The organism is Arthrobacter monumenti, assembly GCF_054511255.1.
The window spans coordinates 118,583-135,101 of sequence record NZ_JBTNCY010000007.1; the positions used below are offsets into that span (position 1 = coordinate 118,583).

Here is a 16,519-nt window from a genome sequence, read left to right on the forward strand (position 1 = left end):
ATTGCGGCTGCGGTCCCGCCCGACCGGCGCGCGCAGCCGCAAACCGTTCGCCTGTCCTCATCAATTATGGCCGACCGCTAAGCTGGAATGGAGTACGACGCCGGAACTTCCGGTATTTAGCCGTCGAAAGGCATGCAGCAATTGAGTTCAGCACAGAGCCCGACGCCGGGACGGTCCGCCAGGCTCCCCCGTGATGAACGACGTCGGCAGTTGCTGCGTGCGGCGCACGACGTTTTCGTCGCCAATGGGTACCACGGGGCCGCAATGGACGAGATCGCCGAGACGGCGCACGTCAGCAAGCCTGTGCTGTATCAACACTTTCCGGGCAAGCGCGAGTTGTATTTGGCGCTGCTGGACAATCACCTTGCCTCCTTCACGGAGCTGCTCGTCGACGCCTTGAACTCGACGACGGATAACAAGCAGCGTGTGCACGCGACCATGCATGCCTATTTCCAATTCATCGCCAAGGACGACCAGGCGCACCGGCTGGTGTTCGAGTCGGATCTAAACAATGACCCAGAGGTCAGCGCGAGGCTCGAGGCATTCAACGCGAAGTATGCCGACGCCATCGCCCGCGTCATCGCCGAAGACACGCAACTCTCGCATGAGGAAGCCACCCTTCTCGGCCGGGCGCTGGCGGGGATGGCGCAGGTCAGCGCCCGTTACTGGTTGGAAACGGACAAGAATCTGGACCTGGAAGTGGCCAGCGAGCTGATTTACCGTTTAGCTTGGCGCGGAATCAGCCGGTTTCCCAAAGAGACGTGACCCGTCCGCTTTACAGTAGGTTTAAACGCAGGTTTCGACACTTATCAGGAGGCATCAGCAGTGGAAATCAAGATCGGCATACAGAACGTTGGACGCGAGATTGTTATCGAATCCGCCGAAACCGCGGACGACGTGGCTGACATCATCGCCAAGGCCATGAACGGTGGAACCGAATTGCGGCTGACGGATGCGAAGGGCCGGCTCGTTATCGTTCCCTCGAACGTTCTGGGGTACGTCGAAATCGGCGCCGAGGAACAACGCAAGATCGGCTTCGGCGCACTCTAGAGCTGGGAAAATTCTTCCCGGTAGGTGTTGCGGCGCCTAAGGAGATGACTGATGGTCGCGCTTCTTGCCATTCTGCTTGTCAACGCCTGCGTGGGTTTTGCCATCCGCGGCGTTGACAAGCGGCGCAGCCGTTACGGATTGCTGCTCCCGTCCGGCATCGCCGTGGCGACCGGCCTGCTCCTCTGGATCATTCTGGTTGCCTTCGGGCTCAGTTACACACCGGGGATCTATTGGCTGAGCTGGTTGTTGCCCATGGTGATCGGTACCGCCGTTACCATCACGGCCGTCATTGTGCTCGGCCACCGGCGTGCAGCCGCGGACACGGAGCGGTTCAGCGGGACACTTCAGGCCCGCTGAACTTGGATGGCGAATCGAACCGCGCTGATTGGAGCGCTTATGGTGCTCAGCCTGTCTGCGTCTGATCCGGCTTTGCTTCAGCACCCGTATCTGCGGCCGCCGAACTGATCGCCTCCGCCGCGGACACATCGCGCGAAGTGACGACCGTACCGGCATCGTGCGAGGTCAGGGAAACGAGCACCTTGTTGTAGCGCCAGTCCACATCCGGATGGTGGTTCTGCTCCTCGGCCAGATCCCCGATGCGGGCAATCAGATCCAGGGCACCCCGGGCTGAACCCGCCTTGAATACGGTATGCAGGCCGCCGGACTTGTACCGCCAGTCCGGCAGCTTCCGCAGGGCGGCATCGATATCGTCCCGGCTGAGTTCATCCTTGGCACTCATGGCAGCTCCTTCGGCTCTACAAATCCGGGCGTCCTTCCATAGCCGACGAAGCCAATGCATGTTGCCGCCGGGGAATCCTGCCCGCCTGTGATGCCAGCCTACCTGCGGCCACCGCATGCTTGAAGGCCGTGGCCATTTTCACCGGATCCTGGGCCCGGGTGACGGCGGTGGCCAGCAGCACGGCATCGCATCCCAACTCCATTGCCAGGGCGGCGTCGGAGGCAGTTCCGATCCCGGCGTCGAGCACCACCGGCACCTCCGCCCGGGAAACGATGAGCTCGATATTGTGCGGATTCAGAATCCCCAGGCCTGTTCCGATCGGTGCGCCCAAAGGCATGACGGCAACGACGCCAAGCTGCTCCAGCCTGCGGGCCAGGACCGGGTCGTCATTGGTGTAGGCGAAGACCTTGAAGCCCCTCGCCACGAGGGTTTCGGTTGCCTCGGCCAGTTCCAGCGGGTCTGGCAACAGCGTCTGCTCATCGGCAATCACTTCCAGCTTCACCCAGTCTGTTTCCAGGGCCTCGCGCGCCAGTTCGGCCGTCACCACGGCGTCGCGGGCGGTGAAGCAGCCAGCCGTATTGGGCAGCACCCGGATCCGCTGCTCCTCGAGGAGCGCGAACAGCGACCCGCCAACCTCCGGGCTGTAGCGGCGCATCGCCACTGTCGTCAGTTCCGTGCCGGAAGCTGCGAGCGCGGCGCCCAGCCCATCCAGACTCGGTGCCCCGCCGGTTCCCATGATCAGCCGCGAACCGAGCGCGACGCCGTCAATCATCAGCGGATCGTCCATGTCCTAGCCTCCCTGCACGGCGGTGACTATTTCGACGTCGTCGCCTTCGTTGATCCCGGTGGTTGCCCACTGCTTCCGCGGCACCACCTCGGAATTATGTGCGACGGCGATGCCCAGCCGCCGTCCATCGGCCGGCTGTCCGTCGTGGTTGAGCCGGCGTCCGGTCAGTTGCTCCACCAGCGCGCTCAGCCGGATGGGCTGCTCCGCCGCGTGCGCCTGTCCGTTGAGGGTGATGTTCATCGTTCCTTGTTCGACCGTCGTCATGCTTGGCTCCTTTGCAGGTGGGAAGGGCTGTCGGGAACGGTGCTTCCGCGGTGGAACCGGTCCGGACGGTACGGTTCGATGTCGATATCCGGCACAACGCCGTCGAGCAGGTCGGCGCAGATCGCGGCCGTGACAGGTGCCAGCAACACCCCGTGCCGGAAGAACCCGGTGGCGACGATGAGACCGGGCACGTCGGCGCCGTCCGATTGACGGCATCTGCCCAGCAACGGCGCGTTATCCGGTGTTCCTGGACGTGCACGGCAGACCGCCTCGAGCAACTCCAGCTCCGCCACCGCGGGCACCACCGTTTGGGCGTCGCGCAGCAGTTGATACACGCCGCCCGCCGACAGTGCGCCGGATCCGTCTTCCCGCTGTGTGGCACCGATAACCACCGTCCCGTCGCTTCTCGGGACAACGTACACGGGGACCCCGCGGACAACGGCCCGGACGGTGCGGGTCACGAGCGGCCGAAGCTGGAGCGGAACCCGCAGCCGAAGAATGTCGCCGTAGACGGGCCGCAGTGGCAGCTCCAGCCCATCGGGCAATCCATCGAGTCCGGCAGCGCCAAGGCCGTTGGCGAGCACCACCTCGTCGGCGTAGATGCAACTGTCATCAGCGAGTCGCACACCGGTGACCGGGCCGCCGTCGTCGCCGTCGTCCATCGCGCAAGTGCCTTCTCCGTGGCGGACCGCACCCCTGGTGATTCCGCCGTCGTCCGCATTGCCGTAGAGGAGCCCGACGGCGGCAGTACGGACAATCCCGACCCGCGCCTCGGTCTGAAGTGCGGACTGCAAGGCAGCGGCCAAAGCGCGCGGGTCCACCTGATGGTCATCCGGGATGAGGAAAGCGCCGGTTAGTTGCGGCCCCAGCATCGGCTCCATCCGCCTGGCCTCGCGGGTACTGAGCCCCTGTACCTCCAGCCCCAGTTCGAGCTGCGCCGCACGGAGGTCCGCGAGCGCCTGCCGGTCCGCCACGTCCACTCCCGCCGCCAGAGTCCCGGCGGCCAGATAACCGGTGTCGAGTCCGGACACGTCTTCAACGTCACGCGTGAACTTCCGGTACATCCATGCCGACGCCAGCGTCAGGTTCAGGAGTGATTCTTCCCGGTAGTGCAGTTCGCTGATGGGGGCGAGCATGCCCGCCGCCGCGTAGGTGGCGCCGGATGCCGGATCCGGGTCGATGAGCGTCACCCGGTGTCCCCGGCGTGTCGCCTCCCAGGCGATAGCCAAGCCGATGATGCCGCCGCCGACCACTGCCACGTGCCGGAACGGAGGGCGCATTGCCGTCATTGAAATCCTTCCTACGCCGGGACTAACCGGTTCAGGTTCGTACGGTCGGCGCTGGACGCCCTCTCAGCCTTCTGTCCGTCCTGCAGCATCTGCAGCATTGGCGGAACCGGCTCCCGTGGTTCTATTAGTCTAAAGCGTATGCCTTCCGTTTACGCGCCCACCATTTCCGACGCCGGACTGATCCGGGAAAAGCTCGCCGCTGCACAGTTGTATGTCTGCACCGACGCACGCCGTGAACGGAATGACTTTGCCGGGTTTGTCGACGCCGCCTACACCGGTGGCGTCGACATCATCCAGCTTCGGGACAAGAACATAGAGGCCGCGGAGGAACTCGAGTACTTCGCGGTGCTCCGCGAGGCGGCCCGGCGGCACGGCAAATTGTTCTCGGCCAACGACCGGGTCGACATCACGTCATTGGCCGGCGCTCCGGTGTTCCATGCCGGCCAGGGCGATCTGCCGGTCTCTGCCGCGAGGCAGCTGCTCGGGGACGCCCCCATCATCGGTCTGTCCACCCATAGCGAGCAGCAGGTCAGCGCCGCGATCAGCACCGAGGGGCTGGACTATTTCTGCACTGGACCGGTCTGGGCGACGCCGACAAAGCCCGGTCGTGCCGCCGTCGGGCTGGACCTGGTGCGGTACGCCGCCGACCAGGTTGCCGCCTCGTCCCTGGAGCGCCCGTGGTTCGCCATCGGTGGGATCGACCGGACCAACGTTGGGGAGGTGGTCGACGCCGGCGCCCGCAGGATCGTCGTCGTCCGCGCCGTCGCCGAAGCCGATGACCCGGCTGCCGCCGCACGGGAACTGAAAGACGCCTTGCCGTGAGGACATTCCAGCAGCTCTGAGGTTAGGCAGTCAGACCAAGCAGATTCATCCGCCGCGAATGCGCCCGGGTCAGATTCGAGAACAGTTTGGAAACCCTGTCCGTGCTGGCAGCGTCGGCGTCGTTAGGATCGCCAATCAGCCCTTCCAAAAAAGCCCGTTCAATCCCGAGCCGCTGAGCCTGAGTCAGCGCTTCACCGACGAGCCGCCTGCCCCAAAGCGCCAACCTGGACGGAAGTTTGGGATGCTCTGCCAGCGCCTGCTTCAGCCGGTTCATCAACACCGTTGACTGGTCCTCGGAAACCTGGACTTCCGCAATGACCTTCTGCGTTGCAGGGTCGAGGTGCCGGGACAGCGCCCGGTAAAAATCCGCAGAAATCGCGTCAATGACATAGGCCTTCATGATCGACTCGTACCAGTCGGCCGGCCGGGTACGGTCATGAAACGCGTCAATGGAGACCACAAAGGGGCGCATGGTGTCCTCCACATCGGCCTCCATCGCTTCCAGATGTGCGGCGATCAGTTCGTAATGCAGAAACTCTGAAACAGCCCGCTGCCCGAGCGTCGCCCGATCGGTCAGTGTAGGCGAAAACCGGGCATCCGAGGAGAGCCGCTCAAAAGCAGACAGTTCCCCGTAGGCCATCACTCCGAGCAGCTCCAGCAGGAAACTACGGTAGCGGTCCGGATCGGCCGTTGGGAACTGTTCCGGAACGGCGGGGGTTGGTTGCATGGCTTAAGCGTACCGGGGAGTAGGACACGTAAGTTTTCGGTAAATTCGATGGGCGTTATCGAAAGGCAACGACTAACGTTGATTCCGTGCCTTATTCACATATTGATTTGACCTCGGCCGCCGACAAGACCAGGGGCGCGGCCCAGGACGAACTGGCCCGGTCGCTTGCGGATCTACGGGTCGAACTTGAGCTGCCTGCAGATTTCAGCGATGAGGTGCTAACGCAGGCGAAGGAAGCCGTCAAGGCGCACACCATGCCGGAGCCCGACTACACCGAGCTGCCGTTCGTTACGATCGACCCGCCCGGGTCCACCGACCTGGACCAGGCGGTACTCATCGAGCGGGCCGGGTCCGGCTACAAGGTCTACTACGCCATCGCCGACGTTCCCGCTTTCGTCCGGCCGGGCAGTGCGCTCGACGTCGAAACCCGGCGCCGCGGCCAGACCATCTACGCTCCGGACAGCCGGATTCCGCTGCACCCCGAGGTCATCGGCGAAGACGCGGCGTCCCTGCTGCCCAACCAGATCCGCCCGGCTTACGTCTGGGAATTCGACCTCGACGGCGGGGGCCGGCTGACTGCGACGGCGTTGCAGCGTGCCAGGATCCAGAGCACGGCACAGCTAACCTATGAGGAAGTCCAGAAGGATATCGACGCCGGCACCGCGCCGGAATCGCTCAACCTGCTCAAGGAAGTAGGCATTGCGCGGATCGCCCTCGAGCGCGCACGCGGCGGCGCCAGCCTGGCCTTGCCCGAGCAGGAAGTCGAACACGACGGACACAGGTACCTGATCAATGCGCGTCCTCCGTTCGAGGTGGAGAACTGGAACGCGCAGATTTCGCTGCTGACCGGAATGGCCGCGGCCGGGCTAATGCTTGACGGCAATGTCGGCATCCTGCGCACCATGCCTCCCCCACAGGCTGATGCCGTTTCCGAATACCGCCAGCAGACCAGGGCCCTTGGAAATCCTTGGCCGGAGGACATTCCCTATGGGGAGTACCTGCGCGCGCTCGACACCTCGGATCCGAAGCAGCTGGCGTTGATGTTTGCCGCCGCCACGCTGTTCCGCGGCGCCGGTTACACGCCCTTCGACGGCGCGGCGCCCCGGGAGAGTGTCCAGGCCGCCGTCGCCGCACCCTACGCACATGCAACGGCACCGTTGCGCCGGCTGGTGGATCGGTTCGTGCTGCCGATCTGCGAGGCGATAGCGAATGAGAAGGAAATTCCGGAATGGGCACGGCAGGCATTACCGGAGTTGCCGTCGATGATGGCGTCCTCGGATCAGCTGACGTCGCGGGTCGAGCGGGAGTCGCTCAATGCCGTCGAGGCAGCGGTGATGAGCAGCTTCGTCGGGGACATGTTCGACGCCGTCGTCATTTCCACCCGCAACGGCACCTCCGGGACTATCCAGATCAAGGAACCGCCGGTGACTGCCCGCTGCGAGGGAAAACTGACCACCGGTACGACGATCAGGGCCGAACTCGTCAGCGCCGACATCGCGAAACGGGTAGTTCTGTTCAAGACGGTCGACGCCGGCTGACCGGCCCGCGTATGACGCTTGCCCCCGGCCCGCGCACCTCGTTGGCTGCGCCCGCGAACCACGCTGAGATCCGCCTGCAAACGATAGTTGCCGGAACAAGGTAGACTGGATGGGTATATGGATGCCCGGTCGTTTTGAATTGAAGTGAACCCCGACCTGCCATACCCAGTGCGGAGCGGTATCAGAACCGGCTCCCGCATTGAACCGCGTACGCGATCTTGAATCTCTTTCGCTGGTTCCATCGAGACCAGCAAGCAGTTGTAAGCCCGCGATCGGCTTCCACTGGACGCGCCCGTGACTGACGCTCCGTTCCGCCCGCCGGCGACCATGCCGCAGGAAACGTAGAGCTGATGCCGCGCACGGCGCCTGACACGAACTAAGGAAAACTTTTACGTGAGTGAAATGAAAACAGAACACGCTCTGACCGATGACAGCGGTTCGGAAATCCTCGAAACCGAGGAATCGCTGAGCACCGACGAAACACCCCACGAAATCCCGGAGCAGTCTTTCGCCGACTTCAACGTCCGCGCCGACATCGTCGAGTCGCTGTCCGACGCCGGAATCACCCATCCCTTCCCCATCCAGGCAATGACGCTGCCGGTCGCCCTCGGCGGCCACGACATCATCGGCCAGGCCAAGACCGGAACCGGTAAGACGCTCGGCTTCGGCATCCCCGTTCTGCAGCGCGTGATCGGCCGCAAGGACGAGGGCTTTGACAAGCTGCCGACGCCGGGAGCACCGCAGGCGCTCGTCGTCGTACCCACCCGCGAGCTCGCCGTGCAGGTTGCCAACGACCTGCAGACCGCTTCGCGCAAGCGCGATGCCCGGATCGCCACCATCTACGGCGGACGTGCCTACGAACCGCAGATCGAATCGCTGACCAAGGGCGTTGAGGTCGTCGTCGGAACGCCGGGACGCCTGATCGACCTGTTCAAGCAGAAGCACCTGTCGTTGAAGAACGTCAAGACGGTCGTACTGGACGAGGCCGACGAGATGCTGGACCTTGGCTTCCTGCCCGACGTCGAAACGCTGCTCTCCGCGGTTCCTGAAGTACGGCAGACGATGCTGTTCTCGGCCACCATGCCCGGTGCGGTCGTGTCCATGGCCCGCCGTTACATGAGCCAGCCGACCCACATCCGGGCCGCCTCCGCGGACGATGAGGGCCTCACGGTCAAGAACACCCGCCAGGTGATCTACCGTGCGCACTCGCTCGACAAGGATGAGGTCGTTGCCCGCATCCTGCAGTCCGAAGGCCGTGGCCGGACCATCATCTTCACCAAGACCAAGCGCTCCGCAGCGAAACTAAGCGATGAACTCGTTTCCCGCGGTTTCGCCGCCGGCGCCATCCACGGCGACCTCGGCCAGGGCGCACGCGAGCAGGCACTGCGGGCCTTCCGTGGCAACAAGGTCGACGTGCTGGTGGCCACCGACGTCGCCGCCCGCGGTATCGACGTCACCGACGTCACGCACGTGATCAACCTGCAGTGCCCCGAGGATGAGAAGACCTATCTGCACCGCGTCGGCCGCACCGGCCGCGCCGGCAACAAAGGTATCGCGGTCACCTTCGTGGACTGGGACGATATTCCGCGCTGGGGCCTGATCAATAAGGCTCTTGGGCTGGATGTTCCGGAGCCGGTGGAGACGTACTCGTCCTCGCCGCACCTGTACACGGACCTGGACATTCCGGAGGGAACCAAGGGCCGGCTGCCGCGGAGCAAGCGCACACATGCCGGCCTCGGCGCCGAAGAGGTCGAGGACCTGGGCGAAACCGGCAAGCGCAATGCCTCCGGTTCCGGCTCCCGCGGCGGAGACCGTGGACGTTCCGGTGGCGGACGCAGTTCGGGCGGCGGCCACGGCTCCCGTGAAGGACGCGGTTCAGGCGAAGGCCGCAGCTCCGGTGAGGGACGCAACGGCGGCAGCCGCCGTCGCCGTTCATCCGGCGGTTCCAACAGCACCGCCGAGGGCAACCAGAACAAGAACGACGGCGAGTCCAAGCCCGCCGGAACGCGCCGTAACCGCAGCCGCCGCCGCACCCGTAACGGTGAGACGGTCGTGCGCAACGATAACAACGGCAGCTAGCGCCGCCGGGCGATGAGCGAAACCAGCCAGGATGTGGAGCCCGGCCGCCCCGGGGATGCCGGGCCACAGATCGATGGTGGTCAGCGGTTAGACGGCGGTCAGCGGTCCGACGGCGGGTTCCCCGGAGGTGCGTCGTGGCGTCCGGACGGGGGCAACCTGGTTGTCCAAGCAGACAATGCCGAATACCTGCCGACCCTTCCGGACGGCGCCTTCACGCTCATCTATATTGATCCGCCCTTCAACACCGGCCGGTCCCAGCGCCGCCAGCAAACCACCATGGTGCGCAGCGAGAACGGTGACCGCGTCGGTTTCCAGGGCAGGTCCTACGCCACGGTAAAGGGCACGTTGTCGCACTATGACGACACGTTCGCCGATTACTGGGCGTTCCTCGAACCGCGGTTGGCTGAGGCCTGGCGGCTGCTCGCCGACGATGGCACCCTGTACCTGCACCTGGACTACCGCGAGGTGCACTACGCCAAGGTCCTGCTGGACATGCTCTTCGGCCGGGAATGCTTCCTGAACGAAATCATCTGGGCCTACGACTATGGCGCCCGGGCGAAAAGCCGCTGGCCGGCCAAGCACGACAACATTCTCGTATATGTGAAGAACCCGTCGTCGTACCACTTCGACAACGCCGCCGTCGACCGGGAGCCGTATATGGCCCCCGGTTTGGTGACGGCGGAGAAGGCAGCCCGGGGAAAGCTCCCCACGGACGTCTGGTGGCACACCATCGTCTCCCCCACCGGCAAGGAAAAAACCGGCTACGCGACGCAAAAGCCGGAAGGTTTACTGCGCCGGATTGTTGCCGCCAGCTCCCGGGAGGACGATTGGGTGCTGGACTTCTTCGCCGGCTCCGGAACCTTCGGGGCAGTCGCCGCGGCGCTGGGACGCCGGTTCGTCTGCGTCGACCAGAACCCACAGGCAATCGACGTGATGCGGAAGCGCCTCGGCGGGGTGGCCCACGTGGCCGCCGCCGAGGACGACTGACGCTAAATGATGCTTCTGCCTTCCTTCCGGGATTGCAACCAGTCTTTGACGAAGCCCTTGCAGAGCGTCCACAGCACACCGGCGACTATCACCGGCCACATCAATACGTACAGGGTGAGAAAGAACGTTTCCATAATGATTTTCCTACCTTCCGGCCGTGACAGCTGAACTGTCGACGTCGTCGTCTGGGGACTGTGCATCCTCGTCGGTCTGCGGATCGTAATCGCCAACGCGCTGTTTGATCAGGGCGAAGTCGAAGGACTGCCCGCTCCGCACCGACATGGCGTAGCACACCACGGTGCTTACGGCATAGGCGACGAGTGACCCGGTCAGCACGGTGTAGTCGTGCAGGAATCCGATCACGAACGGTGCTGATACCAGAGCCGCTATGGCGCCGATGATCTTGGCGGGCTTGAGCCCGAAGAACCCGAAGGACATCAAGCCGAGCACGACGCCGATCCCCACCACGGAGATGATGTCGAAGATGATTCCGGTGGCTCCGGTCATCGGGAACCAGGAGAAACGGACCGGGATGAAGACAGCCAAGGCGACAATGACCGACGTCGTAAACGCCTTATTGGTGACCTTCTCCCAGTAGAAACTCGCGATGACCGGGAAGACCAGTGCACCCCAGAGAGCGCCAACAAAGACCAGCAGGTCCAGGATATCCATCTGCCCACTGGCGAATACCAGGGCTGCGGCCGTTGCAAGGATCATCGTGATCCGGCCGACCATCAACATGGTCTTCGGGCTGGCCTTCTTGGCCACGTTCTTGCCATAGACATCCGCCATCATGATCGACGATAGCGCCGCCAGGTCCGAGTCGGCGGTGGAGGACAACGCGCCAAGGATCATGACGAAGAACAGGCAGAGCAGGACCGGGCCGAGGAAGGTCGAAGCCATCTGCGGGATCAGGTTGTTGACGTTCCCGCCAACCGGTTCCATGCCCAGGTACAGTGCCATCACGCCGAGCATGCCGATACCAATGACCGTGGCACCGTAGCCGATGGTCGCCGTCACGAAGGTCTTCTTGATCAGGTCCTCGCGCACCGCGAACAGCCGCTGGGCGATCGTCTGGTTACCGATGGCGTAGGCCAGCACCGCCGCAATGTACGGAGCACCCTGGTTGAGGAATGCGTCGCTGGAGAAAAAGTTCGACTGTGCTGGAGTCAGGTTTGAGGCTCCCTCGGTGAACATGGCCGGTCCGCCGGCAATGAAGAACACCACGGGAATGATGACGACGACGGCACCCAGCATCGCGACGACCTGGGCGAAGTCGGTGAGCACCGAGGCGCGGAATCCGGACCACAAAGTGTACAGCAGCACACCGGCAGCAACTACGATCACGCCCTGAGTGAAGCTGTAGGGCGAAAGCAACGAGACCAAGGCGCCGCCGGCGATGAAATTCGATGTCAGGCTGATGACGCTGCCGACGATGTTGGAACCGGCCAGCATCAACTGGCTTGAGCGGCCGTGGCGGGCATGCATGACCTCTGCCAGTGTGTGCGCTTTGGGCGCGACCGCACGGATGCGCTTGCCAAAGGGGTAAATGAACAGGATCATCAGGGCGCCCCACAGCCCGTAGTGGATCGGCCCGGAGATGCCATATGTGTAGCCGGCCGTCGCAGAGGCATACATTGATGAAGCCCAGATCCAGGTCGCGGTCATGCTGGCGGCGGAAATGCCGAATCCGATCTTGTTTCCCGCCGTCATGTAGCCGTCCGCGTTTTCTTTTTTCCGGCCAATCAAGGTCGACATCAGGAAACTGCCGCCATAAATGGCGATCAGCAGAAGGACAACCGCCCATCCGCTCAGTTGATAAAGTCCAGCGTCTTCAGACACTTTCTTCCTCTCCGTCATGCCGAGCAGCGCCTGCGACTCGACGTAGTCGCGCCCAGCCTCCACCGGGCTGTCCCCCAAACGTTTCCGGGCGCGGAGGATGGGCCCGTCGTCGGGCTCAAAACGCGTCGATCCCGCAGACCATTCGATTCGCACGTGGTCATGCCGCATCCAGCGGCATATCGGCGGGGAGGCTGTGGCCTGCCAACCGCCAGCAAATAGGGTGATATCCACCCGGTACGGGATCCGGGACGCTGCAGTCTTCACCGTTCCCCGGCCATATAAAAAGGGCTGGAACGGTTACTCAGGTCAAGCGTCCCTCAGTGCCTTCAGGCTAGCATGGTTGCTCCGGGACACCGGGTCAGGGACGTAATATAAGGCTTCCTGTGCCGAGTTCCTCGATCCTGTCCAGCGTCTCTGCACTGGTCAGGCACTCCCCCAGTCGGTTCATTTTTCCCGCCCCGTGGTAGTCGCTCGAACCGGTCATCAGCAGGTCATGCCGGGCGGCCAGCCGCCGAAGCCAAGCTCTGCCTTCTTCCGGATTGTCACGGTGATCCACCTCCAACCCCAGGAGGCCGGCGTCGATCATTTCAATGAAAGTATGTTCGTTGACGACCCGGCCCCGTGAGGACGCGACCGGGTGGGCGAAAACCGGCACTCCCCCGGCGGCGCGAACGAGTGCCACTGCCTCGGTCGCTTCCGGCGCGTAGTGGCTGATGAAGTACGGCGAATGTGCCGTCAGGATCTGTTTGAACGCTTCCGTCCGGTCTTCCACGACCCCGGCGGCGACGAGGGCATCCGCGATGTGCGGCCGCCCCACGGTGGCTCCCGGGGAAACGTGCTCAGCCACCCGCTGCCAGCTGATCGGGAAATCCTCGGCCAACCGGTCCACCATCCGCTCGGCCCGGGTCATCCGCGCGTCCCGCGACCTCTCCACCTCGTCCAGCAAACCGGCGTCGTGCGGGTCATGAAGATAGGAGAGCACATGAACACTGATCCCCTCTGAAGTCCGGCAGGAAATCTCCATCCCGGGCACGAACGTCAGCCCCAGATCCGTTGCAGCCGACGCGGCTTCGTCCCACCCTGCGGTGGAATCATGATCGGTCAGCGCGAAGGTATCCAATCCGGCTGCGGCAGCCGCGGCAGCGACTCCAGCCGGCGGTTCCGTTCCGTCCGAGACGTTCGAGTGGGTATGCAGGTCTATCTTCACGCTTTCAGCCTAGTATCTGCCGGGCGCCAGTGCTCGGCGTTCCAACTGTCGCCATATCTGTTCAAGTGAGAACATGGAAGCGTGAGTACCGAAGTGAACGTAAATCAGTCCCAGTCCACTGGCGGGAACGCCACCCCGATGACTCCGGAAGAGCAACCGCTTGAGGACCGTGTGAATAACCGCTCCCAGCGCCCGGATTCGGCGGCTTTCAAGAAATTTATGGCCAGCCAGTGGGCCTCATCCAACGACGATCTGCCGGCGCGCGCCGAAGTTGCCGCCCACGCCGCCAACCGCCGTCGTGCCATATCGGAGAAGTTCAAGGGTGAACGGCTTGTCGTCCCCGCCGGACCCTTGAAGGTCCGCTCCAACGACGTCGACTACAAATTCCGCCCGCATTCAGCCTTCGCGCACATGACGGGCCTCGGCGTCGATCATGAGCCGGATGCCGTGCTCGTGATGGAACCAGTCACCGAAGGAACAGGCGACGACGGCGGCCACCATGCTGCCACGCTGTACTTCCACCCGATGGCCGGCCGCGATTCCGAAGACTTCTACGCAAACGCCCGTTCCGGAGAATTCTGGATCGGCAAGCGGCCCACCCTGCCCGAGTTCAAGGCCCTGCTCGGACTGGAGACGGCCGACGCCGCCGGACTGGAAGTAGCCATTACCAAGGACGCCGGTGTCTCCACAGTGGGCGGCATCCGCATACGCCTTGTCCGCGAAGTCGACCTCAATGTGGACGCCCTCGTGGACACGTCCCGCATCAACACCAGTGTCGATCTCGAACAGTCCGACATGCTCGACGCCGACTTGGCAGAAGCGCTCTCCGAACTCCGCCTGATCAAGGACGACTGGGAAATCGAGCAGATGCGCCAGGCCGTCGCCGCCTCCGTTGAGGGCTTCGAAGACGTTGTCCGCTCGCTGCCGAGGGCCATGACGCACCACCGCGGTGAACGCGTCATAGAAGGCGTCTTCTCGGCCAGGGCACGCGAAGAGGGCAACGACCTCGGCTACGAAACCATCGCCGCGGCAGGTAACAACGCCACCACCCTGCACTGGAACCGCAACCACGGCCGGGTCCACTCCGGAGATATGGTGCTGCTGGACGCAGGTGTCGAGATCGATTCCCTTTACACCGCTGACATCACCCGGACGATGCCGGTCAAGGGTACCTACAGCGATGTCCAGCGAAAGGTCTACCAGGCAGTGCTTGACGCCGCCGATGCAGCCTTTGAGGTGGCTGTGCCGGGACGCCGGTTCCGTGAGGTTCACACCGCCGCGATGGAGGTCCTTGCTGCCCGCTTGCATGAGTGGGGCCTGCTGCCGGTTTCCGTTGAGGAAGCGCTCAGCACGGAGGGCCAGCATCACCGCCGCTGGATGCCACACGGCACCAGCCACCATCTGGGTCTTGATGTGCACGACTGCGCCCAGGCCAAGCGGGAGCTGTACCTGGACGGAGTGATCAAGGAAGGCATGGTCTTCACCATCGAGCCAGGCCTCTATTTCAAGGACGAGGATCTCGCCGTTCCGGCCGAATACCGCGGCATCGGGGTGCGGATCGAAGACGACGTCCTGATCACCGCCGATGGCAATGAAAACCTCAGCTCAGCGCTCCCGCGCAGCCCTGAGGATGTCGAATCGTGGATGGCAGGAATCTACAGCGCCACCGGCGAGTAGATACCGGCTTCAGCTGCTCCGGTTCCCGGATGGGGACCGGAGCAGTTTAGGTTAAGAACGCTCGCGGGGACCGAAGTGTCTGAGCTTAAGGACGCTCGCGGGGATCTGTGTTGCCAGGACGGTCTTCCCGTTCGTTGTCCGCGTCCTCGTCGCCTGTACCGGGCGTCCGGTCCTCATCCGTTGCTTCCGGCCGCTTCTCATCCGCCGGAAACTGCGGGCGCGTCGGCTGGCTCTCCGGATAGGCGGGGCCGTTGCTCCGGTTGTCTGGCCCCGGTGCCGGCTGCGAAGGCGTGGATGGCGGAGCGGACTGCGGCTGCTGCGGCGTTGCGTGCGTTTGGCCGCCGCCCGGCTGGTCATTCTGCACCGGAAGGCGTTCCCCGTACTGGGGACGACCGTCCGGAAGATCCCGGAACGTTCCGCGAGGGCTCACCTGCTCCCTTGATCCCGACTCGCCCTGCTGCTCCGGCCGCGGCTGTTGGCCATACTGCGGCGGCTGGTTCGGCTGCTGCCCTGACTGAGGCGTCTGGTTCCCTTGCCCGCCGTACTGGGGAGGCTGGTTTCCCTGCTGGCCGGGCTGGGGAGGCTGGTTCCCTTGCCCGCCGTACTGGGGAGGCTGGTTTCCCTGCTGGCCGGTCTGCGGGTTCTGATATGGGTCATCCCAACCCGCCGGACGCTCAGGCGGCTGACCGGCGGCCCCTGGACCGCCTTGGCCGTAGCCCTGCTGGCCGCCTTGGCCGTAGCCCTGCTGGCCGCCTTGGCCATAACCCTGCTGGTCTCCGCCGTACTGGCCGCCCTGTCCGCCGCGGTACTGACCACCTTGGCCGTAGCCCTGTCCTGGACCGGTATTGCCGCCGGGGCCATAGCCGCCGGCGGCATGTCCCGCCTGCTGGCCATTCATTGGCAGCTGCTGGAGCAGGCGCCGGGCCTCGCTGGCCGCTTCGGGTGCCACGATGACCTGATAGTTGGAGGCGACAACCTGGCTGGTGGACGTGAAGTCACGCTTGCCGCGCTGCAGTGCATAGGTAATGACGCCGAACAGCATCCAGAACCCGGCACCCAGCGCCATTGACGACAGCAACGTCGTGTAGGCTTCGGTTCCGCCGAACAGCATCAGCGCCACGCCCACGAACAGACCGAACCATGCGCCGGTGGCCGCGCCCGCAAGTGCGACTCGGGGATAGCTGAGACGACCGGTCACCCGCTCAACAGTCTTGAGGTCATTGCCCAAAATGGAGACATTCTGTACCGGGAATTGCTGGTCCGCAAGGTAATCCACGGCCTTCTGCGCATCCAGATAGGCAGCATAGGTGCCTACCGTCTCGCCCTTGGGCAACGTGCGTGTCTGGTCACGGGAATTTGTTTGGCCCAGCATATTCGACATATCTCCATTCTCCGTCATAATTACGGACGCGTAAGCCCTTATCGCTTGGGGTGAACGAATACCGGCCCTGCATCCAGCAAATCGCGTCACCAGCAGGCAGTCATGCCGCAAAAATCAACCGCCCGTCGTA

Annotated in this window: 17 protein-coding genes and 1 riboswitch; of the genes, 8 read left to right on the top strand and 9 right to left on the bottom strand. The window is 63.8% G+C overall.

The genetic code is table 11. The features are described from left to right. The first annotated feature begins 132 nt into the window (after positions 1–132). Genes ACX80B_RS11860 through ACX80B_RS11870 form a run of 3 tightly spaced genes read left to right on the top strand, consistent with a single transcriptional unit; the run spans position 133 to position 1,407 of the window. Complete coding sequence (locus ACX80B_RS11860) at positions 133–765, top strand: TetR/AcrR family transcriptional regulator (RefSeq protein ID WP_459296335.1); 633 nt, start codon at positions 133–135, stop codon at positions 763–765. Positions 766–825: 60 nt separating this feature from the next. Further along, complete coding sequence (locus tag ACX80B_RS11865; RefSeq protein ID WP_459296337.1) at positions 826–1,050, top strand: DUF3107 domain-containing protein; 225 nt, start codon at positions 826–828, stop codon at positions 1,048–1,050. Between the two features lie 51 nt (positions 1,051–1,101). Further along, the gene (locus ACX80B_RS11870; protein WP_459296339.1) at positions 1,102–1,407 is read left to right on the top strand and encodes a hypothetical protein; all 306 of its coding nucleotides are present in this window, start codon (positions 1,102–1,104) and stop codon (positions 1,405–1,407) included. Between the two features lie 46 nt (positions 1,408–1,453). Here the strand turns inward: ACX80B_RS11870 and ACX80B_RS11875 are convergent, their stop codons facing one another. The 4 genes from ACX80B_RS11875 to ACX80B_RS11890 form a co-directional block, all read right to left on the bottom strand. Further along, positions 1,454–1,789 (bottom strand): 4a-hydroxytetrahydrobiopterin dehydratase, encoded by a 336-nt coding sequence (locus ACX80B_RS11875; RefSeq protein ID WP_459296341.1) that lies wholly within the window; start codon positions 1,787–1,789, stop codon positions 1,454–1,456. 16 nt (positions 1,790–1,805) lie between these two features. Then, entirely contained in the window at positions 1,806–2,576 is a 771-nt protein-coding gene (locus ACX80B_RS11880; protein ID WP_459296343.1) for a thiazole synthase, read from the bottom strand. Between the two features lie 3 nt (positions 2,577–2,579). Continuing rightward, positions 2,580–2,816 (bottom strand): sulfur carrier protein ThiS, encoded by a 237-nt coding sequence (gene thiS / locus ACX80B_RS11885; protein ID WP_459296737.1) that lies wholly within the window; start codon positions 2,814–2,816, stop codon positions 2,580–2,582. 20 nt (positions 2,817–2,836) lie between these two features. Beyond that, positions 2,837–4,129, bottom strand: coding sequence for an FAD-dependent oxidoreductase (locus ACX80B_RS11890; protein WP_459296345.1), 1,293 nt, complete (start codon positions 4,127–4,129; stop codon positions 2,837–2,839). After that, a riboswitch (TPP riboswitch) is annotated at positions 4,121–4,256 on the bottom strand. Its footprint overlaps the gene before it by 9 nt. An 11-nt stretch (positions 4,257–4,267) precedes the next feature. Between ACX80B_RS11890 and thiE the strand changes: the two genes are divergently transcribed. Continuing rightward, entirely contained in the window at positions 4,268–4,951 is a 684-nt protein-coding gene (gene thiE, locus ACX80B_RS11895; protein WP_459296347.1) for a thiamine phosphate synthase, read from the top strand. Between the two features lie 22 nt (positions 4,952–4,973). Here the strand turns inward: thiE and ACX80B_RS11900 are convergent, their stop codons facing one another. After that, complete coding sequence (locus ACX80B_RS11900; RefSeq protein ID WP_459296349.1) at positions 4,974–5,678, bottom strand: ferritin-like fold-containing protein; 705 nt, start codon at positions 5,676–5,678, stop codon at positions 4,974–4,976. 86 nt (positions 5,679–5,764) lie between these two features. On the opposite strand from ACX80B_RS11900, the gene ACX80B_RS11905 reads away from it, so the two are divergent. From ACX80B_RS11905 to ACX80B_RS11915, 3 genes are all read left to right on the top strand, one after another. Further along, a complete protein-coding gene (locus ACX80B_RS11905) occupies positions 5,765–7,216 on the top strand; it encodes an RNB domain-containing ribonuclease (RefSeq protein ID WP_459296351.1) in 1,452 nt (483 codons plus the stop codon). 393 nt (positions 7,217–7,609) lie between these two features. After that, positions 7,610–9,295 (top strand): DEAD/DEAH box helicase, encoded by a 1,686-nt coding sequence (locus ACX80B_RS11910; RefSeq protein WP_459296353.1) that lies wholly within the window; start codon positions 7,610–7,612, stop codon positions 9,293–9,295. A gap of 12 nt (positions 9,296–9,307) precedes the next feature. Beyond that, a complete protein-coding gene (locus ACX80B_RS11915; RefSeq protein ID WP_459296355.1) occupies positions 9,308–10,282 on the top strand; it encodes a DNA-methyltransferase in 975 nt (324 codons plus the stop codon). A 2-nt stretch (positions 10,283–10,284) separates the two neighbouring features. On the opposite strand, the gene ACX80B_RS11920 is transcribed toward ACX80B_RS11915, so the two are convergent. From ACX80B_RS11920 to ACX80B_RS11930, 3 genes are all read right to left on the bottom strand, one after another. After that, positions 10,285–10,416, bottom strand: coding sequence for a putative transporter small subunit (locus ACX80B_RS11920; protein WP_459296357.1), 132 nt, complete (start codon positions 10,414–10,416; stop codon positions 10,285–10,287). A 10-nt stretch (positions 10,417–10,426) separates the two neighbouring features. Continuing rightward, positions 10,427–12,142, bottom strand: a complete 1,716-nt coding sequence (locus ACX80B_RS11925) for a sodium:solute symporter family protein (protein WP_459296739.1) — start codon at positions 12,140–12,142, stop codon at positions 10,427–10,429. 340 nt (positions 12,143–12,482) lie between these two features. Continuing rightward, a complete protein-coding gene (locus ACX80B_RS11930) occupies positions 12,483–13,331 on the bottom strand; it encodes a PHP domain-containing protein (protein WP_459296358.1) in 849 nt (282 codons plus the stop codon). A gap of 138 nt (positions 13,332–13,469) precedes the next feature. Between ACX80B_RS11930 and ACX80B_RS11935 the strand changes: the two genes are divergently transcribed. After that, positions 13,470–15,008, top strand: a complete 1,539-nt coding sequence (locus tag ACX80B_RS11935; RefSeq protein ID WP_459296741.1) for an aminopeptidase P family protein — start codon at positions 13,470–13,472, stop codon at positions 15,006–15,008. A gap of 85 nt (positions 15,009–15,093) precedes the next feature. Here the strand turns inward: ACX80B_RS11935 and ACX80B_RS11940 are convergent, their stop codons facing one another. Beyond that, on the bottom strand, positions 15,094–16,389 hold the full coding sequence (locus ACX80B_RS11940) for a general stress protein (protein ID WP_459296360.1): 1,296 nt from the start codon (positions 16,387–16,389) through the stop codon (positions 15,094–15,096). Positions 16,390–16,519: the final 130 nt, after the last annotated feature.